Source organism: Bradyrhizobium sp. KB893862 SZCCT0404 (assembly GCF_018130885.1).
In the GTDB taxonomy this organism is placed as follows: Bacteria; Pseudomonadota; Alphaproteobacteria; order Rhizobiales; family Xanthobacteraceae; genus Bradyrhizobium; species Bradyrhizobium stylosanthis.
On the sequence record NZ_JAFCLT010000004.1, the window covers coordinates 1 to 13,004 of the forward strand.

A 13,004-nucleotide genomic window follows, 5' to 3' on the forward strand; every position below is an offset into this window, starting at 1 on the left:
CCACCGCCGAGATCGCCCGCAGCGTCTCCCAGACCGCGGAAGCGACCAAGGAGGTCACCACCAATATCGGCGGGGTCTCCACCGCCGCCAACGAAACCGGCAACGCCGCCGGCATGGTGCTTGCCGCGGCCTCCAACCTCTCCAAGCAGGCCGAGCAGCTCTCCGGCGAAGTCGGAACGTTCCTCGCCGGCGTGCGCGCGGCGTAAGGTCCAGCCGCCACCATCCCTACACGCGTCATGGCCGGGCTTGTCCCGGCCATCCACGTTCTCGGCGCTGACGATAGGAAAATGCGTGGATGCCCGGGACAAGCCCGGGCATGACGACCTCGGTTACCGCCGCGCGAGGCTGCAGCCGCTCGAGAGCTGGCGCGTCGAGCCGGTCGAGCCGTCGTTCGACTGCGACGGGAATTCCTCGAACGGCGAGTTCTGTTTGCCGGTGTTGAACTCGAAGATCTTGCGGAACAGGCCCGGCGCCATCGCCGAGATCGGGTTGACGCGCATCACCGGCGCGGCCGGCGTGCCGACGACCTCGTAGGTCACGCCGATCAGGCCCTCGTTGTTGCCGCCGCCGAGGAAGATGCCGAACAGCGGAATCTGGCCGAAGATGTTGTTGACGCCGTACATCGGCACGAAGGTGCCGCTCATGCAGACCTGGTTGCCGGGATAGTCGATCGAGCCCTCGATGGTGGCGCCGATCATCGGTCCCTTGACGACGCCGTCGCGGATCGTGAGCGCGCCGTTCTGGCGGGTGAACTCGGCGCGCAGTGCACTGAAGGAGACGCCGTTGCCGGTGCCGTTGGGCGCGCCCGCGGCGACGCGCTCGAGCTGCGCCTCGCCCTTGACGGTGAAGTCGCGCACGTTGATCAGGCCTTCGCGCGCGGTGTTCGGCTCCGACGTCGGCGGCTCCATCGCCACCACCATCTGGCCGCCGACCGCCTTGGTGTAGGTGTCGGTGAAGCGCAGCAGCGCGCCGGCATCGTTGGTCTGGAGGTAGATCACTTCGCGATTGCCCTGGGCACGGCCGCCGCGCAGATCGGCCGCAACCGGCGTATCACGGCCGATCTTGCCGCTCAGCGTGAAAGCCTTGATGGCGCCGCTGCGCTTCGACATCTTGGCATCGACGCTGCGCATCGCTTCGCCGTTGAAGCCGGCGACCGCGCCGAGCTTCACGTCGATGTCGAAATCGACGTTCTTCAGCTTGCTCTTGGCATCGTCCTTGGAGTTGCCTGAGATCGCCGACTTCAGGAAGCCGCGGCCGTCGAACACGTCGCCGCGCATGCTGCCGCGCACCACGCCGTCCTGGCTACGCTCGACCTTCAACGACGCCTTGTCGCCGTCCGACGGCGCGTAGGTCGGGAAGTTCGCGTTCATGAGGTCGCCGTTCGGATCGACCTCGAGCGAGCCCTTGATCGACGCGCCGCCGCCTTCGATGACGATGTCCTCGAAACGGGTCGATTGCGCCGTCGGCACCACCTTGAAGCTGGCCTTGCCGGACTTGCCCGGCAGCTTGACCCAGCCCGGCAGGATATTGTCGAGCTTGACCGAGGTCAGGTCGGCCTCGACGCCGAGCTTGGTGGTCTGGTCCGGACCGCCGGCGATCTTGCCGGACAGCTTGATCGGCAGCGAGCCGCTGACGGCGGGGCTGAGATCGAAGCCAAGACGGGCGCGGCTCGCATCGTCGAGCGTCGCCTGCAAGCGGACATCCGCATCGCCCTCGGCCGGCTTGCGGTAGTCGAGCGAAGCCGCCTGCCCGTTGATCTTGACGTCGCCCTTGACCTGGTAGCCCTGGTTGTTGGCGGCGATCTTGAGGTTGTTGGCCTCCAGCTTCTGGTTCATCACCAGTTTTTCGGCGGAGAAGCCGTTGAGATCGGCGCTGACGGCGTAAGTGGTGTCGGCCTTGGTCAATTCACCCTTGACCGGCATGCCGAGCTGGATGTTCGCCGAGAACGTGCCCTTGGCGGTGTTGGGATCGACGACGGTCGCCGACAGATCGCTGAGCCGATCATTGGCGAGCATTTCGGCGGCCGCAGGCACGGGACCGTCGACGCGGAAGCGCGTGCGCGACGGCGACGGCTTGGGCGCCATGTCGGGCACCTCGAAGGTGAAATCGGAGATCGTGACCTTGCGGCCGGCGGGCGTGTCGGCAATGCCCTGCGTGATATTCACGGTCGCGGTACGCCCGGTCACGCGCGCCTTCAGATCGGCATCGTGCACGACGGGCATGCCGTCGACGGGGCGCACGGCGACGCCGCTCGCCACGATGTTGACCGAGAGGCCGTCGTCGGGGATCGGCGGACCCTTGCGCGGAAGGTTCTTGGTCGGTGAATTGACGCCGATCTCGATGCGCTGGAGCGTGCCGCGCTCGATCCGCTCGATCACCCATTCGCGCAGTTCGGGCACGATCAGCGTCGGCCACATCCGCTTCAGCGCGGAGGCCGACATCGGCGTTCCCGCGAAGCCGAGCGTGAGCCGCGGCTCGCCCGAATAGTCGATCGCGCCGGTGCCGGCGACGCCGATCTCGCCGTTGGAGACATCGGCCTGCGTCAGCAGCATGCGCTTGTGGTCGGTGTCGAAGCGGAATCCGATCGCGATGCGGTTGAAGACGAGCGGCGGCTCGTTGTCGATGCCGCCGAGGAGGATCGATCCGCCGCTGAAGCCGAGCTGCCAGTCGTTGATGGTGCCGTTGGGCGGCTCGACATGGGCCAGCAGCGTCAGGCGGTTGGCGCCGGAGAGGATCTTGAACGGGGCGACCAGCACCCGCCGGTTGGCGTCCCACTCGATATTGATCTCGGCGGAATCGATCGCCATCGGATAATCGGGCGTATCGGTGTCGATGATGTTGCCCGCGCCGATCGTGATCTTGCCGCGGAAGAAGGTCGGCACGCCGTCGCGGCCGAGCTCGCCCTTGAGCTCGCCGGTCAGCGGCAGGTCGGCGGTATAGGTGAGATCCTTGACGCGCAGCGCCAGCAGGATGTTGGAGGTCGAGACCTTGTCGGCCTTGATGTCGACCGAGCGCACGCCGTTCTCGGCGGGGCCGATCGTGGCGCGCAGCATCCACGGCTTCGCCCCCTCCTCGCCGAGGCTGAGCGCGACGCCGCCGCGGCTCGGCCGGCGCAGGCTGAGCGTGATGTTCTCGAAGGTCCATTTGCTGCCGCGCTGCTGATCGTCGACGATCAGGTTGCCGTTCTTCAGGCCGATCTCGTTGAGGTTCTGCCCGTCGAGGCCGGTCATGCTCAGACTGTCGAGCCAGTCGAGGCCCTGCAGGATTCCGCTCTGCGCTGTCGCCTGAGGCGCGGCCTGAGAGGCGGCTTGCGAGGTGTCCTGGCCCGCGGGCGCAGTGGCGAAAGGCGGCGGCGGGACGCCATTGCGCGGGAATGTCGGCGGCAGGCCGGCATCCTTCTTGGAGGCAACGCCCGTTGCCAGCGGCTTTGCGGTGTCGCCGGCGGAGACCGTGACGGTCCCGTCCGGCGCGATGCGGATGGCGAGCTCGGCGTCGACCAGGTTGAGGCTTTCCGCGCGCAGATGCCCCATCAGCAGGCCCGCGCCCGACAGCCTCACCTCCGCCTTCGGCGCGCTGGCGACGATGGCGTGGTCGCGGTCGCGCACGATGATGTCGCGGATGCGCACGGCGATGCGGACCCGCCCGGCCCGCTCGATCTGGGTGCCGCCGACCTCCACGGTGTTGCCGTGGCCGATATTGTCCTCGATGGCGGCCGCCAGCCAGGGCGTTGCGATGTCGAGATTGATGGGCCCCGCGCCAAGCCGCCACCACAGCGCGCCGAAGCAGCCGACGAAGATGACGATGAGGGCGCCCACCACCAGGGCCAGCCGCTTCAGCCAGCGGCCGCCGCCGAACCATCGGCGCATCGAGCCGAAGCCGTCACCAAAGCGATGGAAGCCCGAATGGGAACGCGACAGCAGCCGGCGTGCCCGATGGCCCGCCGCCGCTTCCTGCTCCGGATCCCAGTCGGCGTCGTCCCATTGCTGCGGCTCGTCCTGGCCGCGCTGCCGATCGAAATCCCGGTTGTAGTCCTGGGGCGACGTATTCCTTGCCATTGCCTCTCGATACAGGCGCCCGTCGTGGGGTTGAGCGCCGCCGGGACCGCAGCCGTCGACAGGGATCGAAGCGCCCCGCCCCGGCATTGCCGCCATACCTCGAATATTCCTGCTGTTCGTCATTTCGCCCCGGGAGCGCGTTCAACGAGCAGTGGGGTGGTGCGTGGAATTCCTTGTAACCATACTCCGGCGTCGTCAGACTTGCCCAGCCGAGGGCACGATTCCGGCACACCGGACGAGAGCTGCAATACCGCTTCGGTTGACAGGCCGAAAGCGTCGAAAGGAAGGCGTATGTCCAAGAAATCCCGAAAGAAATCGACCAAAACGCCCTCCGGCATCGCAACCGCTAAAAAGAAGACCCCGAAAACCCGGGCAACGACTCAAACAAAGGCTGGGAAAACACAGCGGACGCCGGCCGGCAAATCAACCGGGAGCATAGCAAAGACAGCATCGCATGGGGCCGCGTCGAAACAGTTAAATTCCTCCAGATCGAAGCCTGCGGCGAAGCCGGCGTTGACGGAAGGTCAGAAAGCCCCCGCCTTCCGCCTGCCCCGCGACGGCGGCGGCGTGGCCACGCTGGCGGACTATGCCGGCCAGAAGCTCGTCCTGTTCTTCTACCCCCGCGCCGACACCCCCGGCTGCACCCGGGAGGCCATCGACTTCACCCGCCTTGCCGGCGCCTTCACCGCCGCCGGCACGGCCGTGGTCGGCATTTCCGCGGATCCGTTAAAGGCCCAGGAGAAGTTTCGCGACAAGCATAGCCTCGGCGTCCCGCTGATCTCCGACGAGAAGCACGAGATGCTCGAGGCATATGGCGCCTGGGGCGAAAAATCCATGTACGGCAAGAGCTTCCTCGGGATTCTTCGCACTACGGTGCTGGTCGGAAGCGACGGCAAGGTCGCCAAGGTCTGGCGCAATGTCCGGGTCGACGGCCATGCCGATCAGGTGCTGGAAGCGGCAAGAAGTCTTTAACCAGCCCGTTAAGTTCTAACGGTTCCGTTTCCGGAAAATTAACCATGACGGGCCCAGATTGCCGCGGCAATTAGGCCGCAAGGAACCCATCCGACCGGCGCCGGGAGTGCCGATGTCGAAAAGTTCTGCCCAATATACGCAGTACCCGCAGCATCACCCCCACGACCACGGACGGGCTTACCATCGGCGTCCCCTCGCCGTCGCAGCGGCCGCTGCGATTCCGCTTCCCGACGCCGACGACGCCTACACCATCGTCCATCACGGCAAGCAGGTTCGTCTCGGACCGGTCGTGTTCTGGATCGTGGTCGGCACCGTCGTGCTGCTCGGCCTGTGGTCGGCCGCGACCGCCACCTATTTTGCCTTCCGCGACGACGTCCTGACCCGGCTGATCGCCCGCCAGGCCGAGATGCAATACGCCTATGAGGACCGCATCGCCGAGCTGCGCGCCAAGGTCGACCGGACCACCAGCCGCCAGCTGCTCGACCAGGAGCAGTTCGACCAGAAGCTCGACCAGATCATGAAGCGCCAGACGGCGCTGGAGTCCCGGGCAACGGCGCTGGGCGCCATGCCCGACGTGACGGGATCGATCCCGCGCACGGCGCCGCAGCGCGGCGATGCCAACCAGGGCGCGACGCAGGGCACGCCCAAGCCGTCGCCGATCAGCGACACCGTGATCTTCGTGGCGCCGCCGGATCGCGAGGCGCGGCTCGAGTCGCGCGCGCCGGCCATGCTGGCCGCTCCGACCCAGTTCGCCAAGAACCAGGGTTTCGACAACGTCCTGGTCCGACTCACCACCTCGCTCGACCAGGTCGAGCGGCGCCAAATCGCGGCGCTGAGCGCCGTCGAGGACGGCATGGATTCGCGCATGCGCCGCATGCGCGGCGTCGTCAGCGATCTCGGCCTCAATCTCGCCAGTCTCGAAGCCGCCGTGCCGCGCAGCGCGATGGGCGGACCGTTCGTTCCGGTCAAGCTGACCGCCAATGCCGGGCCGTTCGAGAAGCAGCTCAATCGCATCAACACGACCCGCGCCGAACTGGATCGGCTCAATCGCACGCTGGCGCTGGTGCCCTATCGCAAGCCCGTCATCGGCGAGGTCGAGTTCACCTCCGGTTTCGGCGTGCGCAGCGATCCGTTCCTGGGCCGGCCGGCGATGCACACCGGCCTCGACTTCCGCGCCGCGACCGGCGATCCCGTCCGCGTCACCGCCTATGGCAAGGTGGTCTCGGCCGGCTGGTCCGGCGGCTACGGCCGCATGATCGAGGTCGATCACGGCAACGGGCTTTCGACGCGCTACGGCCATCTCTCCGAGATCAGCGTCAAGGTCGGCGAGATCGTGAAGATCGGCCAGGTCGTCGGTCTCGTCGGCTCGACCGGCCGCTCGACCGGCCCGCATCTGCACTACGAAACCCGCATCGACGGCGAAGCCGTCGACCCCCAGAAGTTCTTGCGCGCCGGCGTCCGCCTCAGCGCGGGCTGAGCCCAAGCTCTCGCCAAATCCAAGCCAAGCTCTGTCAGAGCGCGCGGACCGGTTCAGCGCCGGCCGCCCATCCCGCCTCCGGGACCACCAAAGCCTCCGCCACCCATTCCGCCGCCGGGCCCCATCGGTCCGCCGGGCGAGCCCATGCCGCCAGGGCCCGAGGGGCCACTCGGTCCGGTCGGCCCAGAGCCTGGGTTTGCACCGGGGCTCGATCCAGGCGCGGGCGTGCCGCCAGGGCCGGGCTGACCGCTGCCGGGATTCGGCGCGCCGCGATCGGGATGCAGGATCGAGCCACCGCCCGACCGGTTGGGACCGCCGGTGCCACCAGGCGACTGCTTCGGCGCGCCCGGGAATTGACTGACCGCCTGCGCCGAATCCACCTGGAGGCCGCGCGAGCGATCGAACACGCCGTTGACGACCATGCGAGCTTCGCCCGCAGCCGGTCCGAAGCGTGAGCCGTCGCGCGCGAGGAGCCCCGAGCCGAGCTGGAGATTCGCGCCCGACCGCTGCACGTAGGCTTCGATCGACAGCCGGCTCGCGCCGACGAGATCCGAGAAATCATCGATCCGCGTGCGCGCGGCCTGCATCGCGCCCAGGCTCGCACTGCCCTCGACCTGGACGCGCTGCCCGACCAGCAGCGGATCGACGCCGTTCAGCCTGAGCCCGCCGATATGCAGCCCCTCGGGACCGCGCTCGACAAGACCCGTCACGCGCGCGGCCGTATCACGGCGCGGCTCGACCAGGCTTGCGACGATGACGCCGTCGGTGCGGCGCAGGCCGTAGACGGCGACCTGCGCGCCGGCGCGAAGCTTGCTCTCCTTGTCGCCGGCGACGATCTTCTGGCCCAGCACCGTCAGCTCGTTGCCCTTCACCTGTTCGATCGGCCCTGCGACCTCGCTCGCGATCGCAATGTTGCGCGTGACCAGCGTGCCGTCGGCCTGCCGGGTCGCGACCACGCGCGCGAGCTGGCCGATGCGCAAGCTGCCGGTGCCGGCCGGCTCGCCGTCGATCCGGACCGGAACATCGCTGGCATAGGTCACGCGCTCGCCGTTGACGTAGATGCTGCCGAAGCGCTGGATCACGCCGACGATGCCGGTGCCGCCGATGCCGTGGTCATCGCCGCGCGTGATTCCGGTGCCGCCGATGCCCTGGTCGGTGCCGCGTTTGACCTGCGCGCGGGCCATCGCCGTGCCGGCGAGCCAGAATCCCATCAACAGCAGACGGCGGGAGATCAGCGGCGGCCGGCTCATGAACCGCCCTCTTTGCCGGTTTCCTTGCCGGCGTCCTTCGTCTCGCCCTCTTGGTCGGCGTCCTCGCTGTAGATGTAGATGCCGAAATTCCAGCGGGCGTCACCACCCTTGTCCTTGGCGAGCGCGCGGTTGGCCTCGCGGTTGGCGGTCTTCAGCGCGTCCATGGCGAGTTCGCGCGAGCGCGCCTCGAGGCGCCGTGCCAGCTTGGGCGAGATGTTGTTGTAGTGCACTGCGCGTTCGAGGAAGCGCGGCCCGTCCGAGACGTTATGCGCGGCGGCGGCGATGTGGTCGTGCAAATTGCGGCCGAGATAATGCCATTTGCTGTCGTCCTCGCCTGACGGAACGAAAGCGGCCTCGACCAGCTCGATCTCGTCTTTGTCGTTGATGGTGACGAGCTTGCGGTCGACCCACTCGTCGAGCACGGCGCGCGGGCGCACGTCCTTGGTGACGGAGGCGACGAGCTGCTCGAATGACGGCGCATCGCCTTCGGCCGTGCGCGGCAGCGCGAGCGGCTCGCCCTTGGCGTCGGTGAATTCGGGGGCGGCGAGCCAGCGCGCGATCACGGCACTTGTCAGCGACACCGCAGCGGGGGCCTCGTGCACGGGCGCGCCAGCGCCGCGCAGCCGCGCCACCTCCTTGCGATGGATGCCGGTGAGCAGGCTGACGCGGCTGTCGGTCTGCTCCTTCCCTTCCAGCGCAAAATCATGCTCGGCGACGTTGACGAAGAGCTCGCGAAGCAATTGCGCCAGTGCCGGAAACGTCATGCCGCTCCGGATGCACAGACGCACGAGCGGGCGCAGCAGCCGCGCCAGCGGCGCGTGCAGCTTCGCGGCGGCATTCGGCTGTGGTGCCGCTGCTTTGGGCCCGGACTTCGCATTCATGTCTGAATTGTACCAATGCCCCACGTGGGACACAATCCCACATTTTCCCGTTTTGCGATTGACGTGGTAAATTTTCCCACATATACGAAACGCCACTGAGGGGCGCGACGTAAAGGGAATCACACCCATGGCTGACCGCTTGGTCCGCATTTCCAGTTCACAGCGTGCTGTGCCGGCTCCCGATTGGGGGCACGGCGCAATCGAGCCGATGCTGCCCGCGCTGCTGCGCGGCGTGATCTTCATCTCGGTGCTGGCCGCACCGTTCGTCGCAGCGCTTCTCGCAGGCTGACCGCGCCCATGCATCACACCCAAGAGACTTCACCCGAAACGCACGAAGCCCCGCGCCGCCCGTCGGTGCTGCACATCTTCAAGATCTACTATCCCGACCTGTTCGGCGGCACGCTGACGGTGATCCGCGACATCTGCGCGAGCCTGAAGGACGCGTTCGCCTCCGCCGTGCTGGTCTGTTCGCAATCGGCTGAGCGGCGCGAGATCGTCGTCAACGACGTGCCGGTCGAGCGCGTCCGCTCGTTCGGCAACATCATGTCGCTGCCCGCCGCTCCGACCTATCCCTGGCGTCTGTGGCGCAAGATCGCGACGCACGATCTGCTCGCGCTCCACGCCCCCTTCCCGCTCGCCGACCTCGTCTTCGCCTTTGGCTTCGGCGCCAGGCGGCCGCTGGTGGTGCATTGGCACGCCGACATCGTCACCCATGCTGGGCTGCGCTGGTTCATCCAGCCGCTGATGCGGCGGACGCTGCGCCGGGCCAAGGCGATCATCGTCTCTGACCACGTATTGATCGACAAGACGCCGCTCTTGCGCGAATTCGCGGACAAGTGCCACGTCGTGCCGTTCGGCATCGACACCTCAGGCTATGACTGGCCGACGATCGAGCCGCATCACGTCAACGATCGCGGGCGGCTCGTGCTCGCCTGCGGCCGGCTGGTGCCCTACAAGGGCTACGACGTGCTCATCCGCGCCGCGGCCAGGCACAATTTCGAGGTCTGGATCATCGGCGAGGGCGTCGAGCGGCCGCGCCTCGAGCAGTTGATCCAGGAGCTCGGCCTCGGCGACCGCGTGCGCCTGCTCGGCTCGGTCAGCGACTGCGAGCGCATCAAGCTGATGTGCCTGTCCGACGTCTTCGTCATGCCGTCGGTGACCAACGCCGAGACCTTCGGCCTCGCCCAGCTCGAGGCCATGGCGGCCGGCCGTCCGGTCGTGAACACCGCGCTCGACACCGCGGTGCCGCGCGTCGCCCGCCACGGCATGGAGGCGATCACCGTGCCGCCGGGCGACGCCGAGAAGCTCGGCGAGGCCATCGACACCCTGATCCGTGATCCCGAGCGGCGCCGCCGCATGGGACTGGCGGCGCGCACGCGCGCCCTGTCCCGCTATTCAGCTACGGCGTTCAAGCAGGGCATGGAGACCGTCTACCGCGACGCCGTCGCCGCATCCAACGCGGAGCGACCGGCGACCGCCGAGCGTCCGCAAGCGACCGGCTGGCTGGATACGGTGCGGATCGCGGCGGCACTGGCCTGGTCCGACATGCGGCACCGCTACGTCCGCTCGCTGCTCGGCCCGTTCTGGATGTCGCTGCAGATGGCGATCGTGGTCCTGGTGCTGGGCTCGGTGATCGGCCAGATGTCGAACACCGGCATGCTGGCGCGCCTGCCGATGCTGGCGCTGTCGATGACGGCCTGGACCTTCCTCAACGGCGTGGTGCTGGATGCGACCACGGCGCTGCAGAACTCGGCGAGCCTGATCCGCGACCGGGCGCTGCCGCCGGTGATCTTCCTTCTGCAATGCACCTTCCGTCAGGCGCTGTTCGCACTCCATAATGCCTGCGTGCCGCTGCTGCTGTGGCTCGTGTTCTCGCCGCACGACCTCTCCCATGGGCTGGCGGCGCTGCCCGGCCTGCTGCTGTTCGTGGCCTGCACCTTCGCCCTCAGCCTCGTCCTCGGCGCCATGGCCACTCGCTATCGCGATCTCAAGCCGATCATCGAATCCACTTTGATGCTCGCCTTCCTCGCCTCGCCCATCATCTGGTCGTCCGACATCATCAACCACCGCTCGACGGTGATGCGCATCAATCCGCTGACGCATCTGTTCGCGGTGTGGCGCGAGCCGCTGGCGGGCGGCCATGTCGATCCCGCCAGCATCGTCTACGTCCTCATCGTGCTGACGCTCCTGATGCTCGCGAGCGTGCTGACGCTGGTCCACCTGCGCAAAGCGGCATTCTGGATCTGACGCATGGTCTCGGTCAGTCTTCGCAACGTCTGTCTCGACTACCCGCTCTATGGCGCCTACGACTTCTCACTGAAGCGGCGGCTGCTCGGGCATCTCATCCGCGAGCCCGGCGAGATGCGGATCATCCGCGCCGTCGACGATGTCACGATCGAGGCGGAAGCCGGCGCCCGCATCGGGCTCGCCGGTCCCAACGGCTCCGGCAAGTCGACGCTGCTTCGGCTGATCGCCGGCGTGTATCCGCCGAGCAGCGGCAGCGTTGCGCTTAAGGGCAGCGTCGTGCCCCTGCTCGGCCTCAACGCCGGCGTCAACCTGGATTTCGTGGCGGAGGACAATATCGCACTGCTGCTGCGGATCAGCGGACACAAGCCGAGCCGCGCCGTGATCGACGAGATCTGGGCCTTCACCGAGCTCGAGGAGCGCATGCGGCGGCTGCCGCTGCGAATGTTCTCCTCGGGCATGCTGATGCGGGTGCTGTTTGCGACCGCCACCGCCTTTCCCGCCGACATCCTCCTGCTCGACGAATGGCTCAGCGTGGTCGACGAGCATTTTGCGGAGAAGGCGCAGCAGCGGCTGCTGAACATGGTGTCGCAGGCGGCGATCGTGATCATCGCCTCGCACGACCAGCCGCTGCTCCGCCGCACCTGCACCAGCATCATCAATCTCGATCACGGCCGCATCGCCTCGACTGTCACGGTCGAGCCGCACGCCACACACGCCATTGAGCTTCGCGAGAAACGCGCATGAAACAGAACATCCTCGTCGTGTCCGAGTCGCTCGGACAACCCAACCACAAGCGCGGCATCTTCCATTTCACCCGGGAACTGGTCCGCTCGCTCGCCTCGGAGGGGCACGAGCTCACGCTGCTCGTCGAGACCTCGAAACGCTATCGCAAGCTTTGCCGGCGCGAGCGGCGCACGAAGCTGTTCGCGGCACAGGCCCGCAACATCGAGCTGCTGGCACTCTATCGCTTCCTCGACGAGATCAACGTGAGTGGCCCGGTGACGCTCAGCGGCGCGCGCGGCAAATTCGATTGGCTCCGTCACAGGGCCGGAACGTTGCTGTCGCGGGACAACATACTCTGCCTCCTGCGCGCTATCGGCCTGCGTGGCCTGAATGTGCGGCTGATCGAGAACCGGCCCACAGCCCTCGAATATATTCCGCCGGATCTGAGCCATCTCGAGCTGTTCAGCGATTTCCAGCTCGAATCCGGATTCTTCAACTACCAGGACTCCTCCGCTTTCTTCCTGCTGCCGCCGCCGCGGATCGACGCCCGCGACTACGACGTCATTGTCGTGGACACCCCGACCCGGGTGGCGATCAAGCGCAGGCCGGACGCCAAGGTGATCTGCGTCGTTCACGATCTGCTGCCGCTGACCGATCTCAAGCTCAGCGACATTGCCACGCGGCAGTTCCTGGCGCGCATACGCACCAGCCTGCGTCAGGCCGACGAGCTCGCCTTCGTTTCAAATTACAGCATGATGCGGTTCAGGGAACTGTTGCCGCAATATGCGCATCTACCGGCGCGGGTCGTGTATCCCCGCACCCGGTTCGACGCCCCGGATGTCCTGCACCTCCCAGCCCCGTCGGGGCGTCCGGGGCGGCCGAGCTTTGTCGTCATCGTCTCCAACGAGCCACGCAAGAACGTCGCCGCCGTCATCCGCGCCTTCCGTGACGTGCCGCAGGCCGATCTCGTCGTGATCGGCTATGCCGGCGAGACCAGCCGGATGCGCAACCTCCCGCAAAACGTCCGCTTCGCCGGCTATGTCGACGAGCACGAGAAGGCCGCCTTGATCGCCGAGGCGCACGGCCTGATCATGCCGAGCCTGGCCGAAGGCTTTGGCGTACCGATCATCGAGGCGCTGGCCGCGAACACGCCGGTGCTGTGCTCGGACATCGCGGTCTTCCGCGAGGTCGCGGGGGAACTTGCCGATTATTTCGACCCGTTCTCGACGGACTCGATCGCGGCCTCCGTCACCCGCGTGCTGACGCGGCAGGAGGAGTGGCGCGGCAAGATCCGCGCGCGGCGCCACGAGCTTGCGGCGCGTTTCGGCTATGAGACCCAGGCCCGCGATTTCCTCGGGCGCGAGGTGCCCAGGGAGCGGCTGGTCGCGGCACGCTAGGC

9 protein-coding genes and 1 pseudogene are annotated in these 13,004 nt (G+C 67.3%); 7 read left to right on the forward strand and 3 right to left on the reverse strand.

Translation table 11 applies throughout. From position 1 onward, the window contains the following. Nucleotides 1-206, forward strand: a pseudogene (locus tag JQ617_RS17815) (methyl-accepting chemotaxis protein); the annotation flags it as partial. Between the two features lie 123 nt (nucleotides 207-329). On the opposite strand, the gene JQ617_RS17820 reads toward JQ617_RS17815, so the two are convergent. Then, nucleotides 330-4,142 (reverse strand): YhdP family protein, encoded by a 3,813-nt coding sequence (locus JQ617_RS17820; protein ID WP_212027875.1) that lies wholly within the window; start codon nucleotides 4,140-4,142, stop codon nucleotides 330-332. 204 nt (nucleotides 4,143-4,346) lie between these two features. On the opposite strand from JQ617_RS17820, the gene JQ617_RS17825 reads away from it, so the two are divergent. Together JQ617_RS17825 and JQ617_RS17830 are read left to right on the forward strand one after the other, a co-directional pair. Then, nucleotides 4,347-5,027 carry a peroxiredoxin gene (locus JQ617_RS17825; protein WP_212027454.1) on the forward strand — a complete coding sequence of 227 codons (681 nt, stop codon included), beginning with the start codon at nucleotides 4,347-4,349 and terminating at the stop codon, nucleotides 5,025-5,027. 112 nt (nucleotides 5,028-5,139) lie between these two features. After that, the gene (locus JQ617_RS17830) at nucleotides 5,140-6,504 is read left to right on the forward strand and encodes a M23 family metallopeptidase (protein ID WP_212027455.1); all 1,365 of its coding nucleotides are present in this window, start codon (nucleotides 5,140-5,142) and stop codon (nucleotides 6,502-6,504) included. A 53-nt stretch (nucleotides 6,505-6,557) separates the two neighbouring features. Here JQ617_RS17830 and JQ617_RS17835 read toward each other — a convergent pair whose 3' ends face one another. Both JQ617_RS17835 and JQ617_RS17840 read right to left on the reverse strand, forming a co-directional pair. Next, on the reverse strand, nucleotides 6,558-7,754 hold the full coding sequence (locus JQ617_RS17835) for a DUF5666 domain-containing protein (RefSeq protein ID WP_212027456.1): 1,197 nt from the start codon (nucleotides 7,752-7,754) through the stop codon (nucleotides 6,558-6,560). Further along, nucleotides 7,751-8,635, reverse strand: a complete 885-nt coding sequence (locus JQ617_RS17840; protein WP_212027457.1) for a DUF6502 family protein — start codon at nucleotides 8,633-8,635, stop codon at nucleotides 7,751-7,753. The genes JQ617_RS17835 and JQ617_RS17840 overlap by 4 nt, the downstream gene beginning before the upstream one ends. A 127-nt stretch (nucleotides 8,636-8,762) precedes the next feature. Here JQ617_RS17840 and JQ617_RS17845 point away from each other — a divergent pair, with 127 nt between their 5' ends. From JQ617_RS17845 to JQ617_RS17860, 4 genes are read left to right on the forward strand one after another with little or no spacing between them, the layout of a single operon-like run. Further along, entirely contained in the window at nucleotides 8,763-8,924 is a 162-nt protein-coding gene (locus JQ617_RS17845; protein ID WP_212027458.1) for a hypothetical protein, read from the forward strand. A gap of 8 nt (nucleotides 8,925-8,932) precedes the next feature. Beyond that, on the forward strand, nucleotides 8,933-10,882 hold the full coding sequence (locus tag JQ617_RS17850) for a glycosyltransferase (RefSeq protein ID WP_212027459.1): 1,950 nt from the start codon (nucleotides 8,933-8,935) through the stop codon (nucleotides 10,880-10,882). 3 nt (nucleotides 10,883-10,885) lie between these two features. Beyond that, the gene (locus JQ617_RS17855) at nucleotides 10,886-11,626 is read left to right on the forward strand and encodes an ABC transporter ATP-binding protein (RefSeq protein ID WP_212027460.1); all 741 of its coding nucleotides are present in this window, start codon (nucleotides 10,886-10,888) and stop codon (nucleotides 11,624-11,626) included. After that, nucleotides 11,623-13,002 (forward strand): glycosyltransferase family 4 protein, encoded by a 1,380-nt coding sequence (locus JQ617_RS17860; RefSeq protein ID WP_212027461.1) that lies wholly within the window; start codon nucleotides 11,623-11,625, stop codon nucleotides 13,000-13,002. Before JQ617_RS17855 ends, JQ617_RS17860 begins: the two co-directional genes overlap by 4 nt. Nucleotides 13,003-13,004: the final 2 nt, after the last annotated feature.